At 36.3% G+C, this 2,983-nt stretch carries 5 protein-coding genes; 1 reads left to right on the top strand and 4 read right to left on the bottom strand.

Annotated features, from left to right (window positions below; translation table 11 throughout):
* The 3 genes from ACKI5B_RS03520 to ACKI5B_RS03510 form a co-directional block, all read right to left on the bottom strand.
* Positions 1 to 624: sensor histidine kinase family protein (locus ACKI5B_RS03520; protein WP_486401664.1), on the bottom strand; the 624-nt coding region annotated here is incomplete at its 3' end.
* A gap of 5 nt (positions 625 to 629) precedes the next feature.
* A complete protein-coding gene (locus tag ACKI5B_RS03515) occupies positions 630 to 1,322 on the bottom strand; it encodes a response regulator transcription factor (protein WP_407425889.1) in 693 nt (230 codons plus the stop codon).
* Entirely contained in the window at positions 1,289 to 1,813 is a 525-nt protein-coding gene (locus ACKI5B_RS03510; RefSeq protein WP_407425887.1) for a hypothetical protein, read from the bottom strand. Before ACKI5B_RS03510 ends, ACKI5B_RS03515 begins: the two co-directional genes overlap by 34 nt.
* 187 nt (positions 1,814 to 2,000) lie before the next feature.
* Here ACKI5B_RS03510 and ACKI5B_RS03505 point away from each other — a divergent pair, with 187 nt between their 5' ends.
* Entirely contained in the window at positions 2,001 to 2,486 is a 486-nt protein-coding gene (locus tag ACKI5B_RS03505; RefSeq protein WP_407425885.1) for a hypothetical protein, read from the top strand.
* 34 nt (positions 2,487 to 2,520) lie between these two features.
* Here ACKI5B_RS03505 and ACKI5B_RS03500 read toward each other — a convergent pair.
* Positions 2,521 to 2,983: SDR family oxidoreductase (locus ACKI5B_RS03500; RefSeq protein ID WP_407425883.1), on the bottom strand; the 463-nt coding region annotated here is incomplete at its 5' end.

The following is a 2,983-nucleotide window of genomic DNA, read 5'->3' as shown; positions in this document are numbered from 1 at the left end:
AATAGGTGTTTTTAATTCATGGCTCACATTACTCGTAAATGCTTTTTCCCTGTCATAATCAGAACGAAGTTTTTTAAAAGCTAAAATTGTGCTCCTTGATATCAAAAAAGAAAGCAAAAAAGAAAGTCCCATAATTGGAATTAAAACAATTAAAAGAAGACGCGGAAGAGCCAGAAGCATTTTGGCGGCAGAATCGTTAGATATATCAATTGCACATTCAATTATTACTGATTTTTTTGAAATCTGTATTTCTTTTGAAAGATAGCGGATATTCAAATCTCCATCTGTAAAAAAATTCTTAACATAATAATTTCTGATTTTTCCGTCTGATTTTATTAGTGGAAGAAGACTGTCATTTGTCGCAAGAAGTTGTTTTCCATCCTCTTGAAATACCGCATAAGTTATGTAATAAGGAAGCGGCAAAAACGCTATTTCATCTGTTCCGCCTGAAAAGATTGTCTGTTCTATTTGTGAAACACTTTTTTCAAGATCAGAATTCTGCTGATTCATAACAGACAGTCGAAGTAAAGAAACAAAAAGCACAGAAAGTGCAAGCATAGAAAATGCCAGAAGAAGCATAAAGCGAAATGAAAGAGAAAAAGAAACCAGTTTTGCTTTTTTCATAACCTCTACTCAATCTCCTGCATAATATATCCCATTCCACGTACAGTTTTTATTAAAGAATCACAGAATTTTGAACGTAAATGCCTGACATAAACATCAACACTGTTTTCCTCAATGTAATAATCTTCACCCCAGACACATTTAATAATTTCATCACGCGAAAGAATTTTTCCGGGATTCTCCATAAAATATTTTAAAAGAAGATATTCATTTTTAGAAAGTTCAATCTGATTTTCTCCAAAAAACACTTTCATTTCATCACAAATCATTTGAATTGTGCCGTTTTTTAAAATCTGCGGCTTTGTCTTTGATTTATTTGCTCGTCTCAAAACTGCATTCATTCTTGCCAGCAGTTCTTCGATTTTAAATGGCTTTGAAATATAATCATCTGCACCGCTGTTTAGTCCGTCAACCTTATCTATTGTTTCTCCACGGGCAGTTACAAGAATTACAGGCAGATCTTCATTGATTTCATTACGGATTTTACGAAGAACTTCCAGCCCGCTCACTTTTGGAAGCATAACATCAAGAAGAACTAAATCTATTGCTGCAGTATTAATTATTTCGAGAGCCTCTCTTCCGTCTTCAGCAGTTTGTGTCTCAAAGTTTTCATGCTCAAGTTCAAGCTGCATTATTTTTGAAAGTTCTTTGTCATCTTCAACGATTAATATTCTTGATTTTCGCAATTTTTCTGCCATTTTTTCTCCACCGGTGAATATTTAAAAAATGATTTTGATTCAAGATTTTGAATTTCAGTTGTTTTTAAAGGTCTTCTGTCAAAAGAAAAAACATCTGTTATCTTTATTGAAAAATTTTCCGGACATTTTTTTATAAAGAATTGCGTCATATGCCTTGTTTTATTGAAAAGAAATTCTGTCTGAAATGGCAGTGGCTCATCATTTATAAAAATTCTCTGAGAATGAATTGAATTTGTATCAACTGCATCATTAAAAAAGACTGAAAGAATAAAATAATCGCCGGCTTCATCAACTTTAACGCCAATAACTGCAAAATTTCCTCCCTGGCGCGGCATTTTTCTGCCATTGTAATTCATGCTTTCCTGACGACCAGGCCTGTCAGGTGGAAATCTTCGCGGGAAAAAATCAATTTCCTGCAAATCTTCTGAAAAAATCAGCATTGGGCTTAAAAAGAGAATTGTCAGAATAACAAAAAAGATTTTCTGCTTCATTTATTAAAATTATAACACAGCACCTGAAGTTTTTCCCTTAATCTGAAAGGAAAGTTTTCTGAAAATTCTTTCATCTTCATTTCACAGACAATTCATGTTTTGATTTCTTATCTGCAATAAAGTTATTCTCGTCAGCAATTTCTGACAAAAATTATAATTTTCGGCCAAACCGAAAAAGGAGCAGAATATGAAAAAATCTTTATTCACATCAGTTGCAGTTGCAGCTCTTGTATTTGGCATTGGTACATCAACCGCTTTCGCAAAAGAAGCAGGCGATCTCCGTGGGAATCCCTATGGTCATCCAATGAATGGAGTTTCTGAGAAAGACTTTGAACCCCGTTTATCAGGACCCATGGCAGGACATGGCGGAATGGGAATTGGCGGAGCAGATGTTTTTGGAACAGTCAGTTCAATTTCAGAAGACAAAAAAATACTGACTGTTAAAGATATCGATGGTAAAGAAACAGAAGTTCATGTAAATCCATTCACAAGGATTAATTCTCATAATGAAGAGATAGAGCCAAAAGACAACAAAAAAGAACGGCGGCATCCAATGGAAGAAGTTAAATTTTCAGATGTACAGAAAGGGGATTATGTTGCAGTTAAAAAAATGAATACAGAAACTAAAACTTTAGAAGCTGCACATATTATAGTCGCAAAAGAAGATAAATAAAACAAAAAACCCCGCAATCCGCGGGGTTCATTATTTATGAAGGCTGTTTACCGATGTAAGCGAGGATACCACCGTCTACATAGAGAATATGGCCGTTTACAGCGTTTGAAGCGTCTGATGCAAGGAATACTGCAGGACCTGCGAGTTCCTCTGGATCAAGCCAGCGTCCAGCCGGAGTTTTTGCACAGATAAACTGGTCGAACGGATGGCGTGAACCATCTGCCTGTTTTTCGCGGAGTGGTGCTGTCTGTGGAGTAGCGATGTATCCAGGTCCGATACCGTTACACTGGATGTTCTGTCCGCCGTATTCAGAACAGATGTTGCGTGTGAGCATTTTGAGACCGCCCTTAGCTGCTGCATAAGCAGATACAGTCTCGCGGCCGAGCTCGCTCATCATCGAGCAGATGTTGATAATTTTACCGTGACCCTTTTTAATCATTGAAGGGATAACAGCTTTAGAAACAATAAATGGAGCGTTAAGGTCAACGTCGATAACC

This window comes from Treponema sp. (assembly GCF_045657965.1).
GTDB lineage: Bacteria > Spirochaetota > Spirochaetia > Treponematales > Treponemataceae > Treponema_D.
Note: the sequence above shows the minus strand (reverse complement) of the source record. Positions and strands in the feature narration are given on the sequence as shown.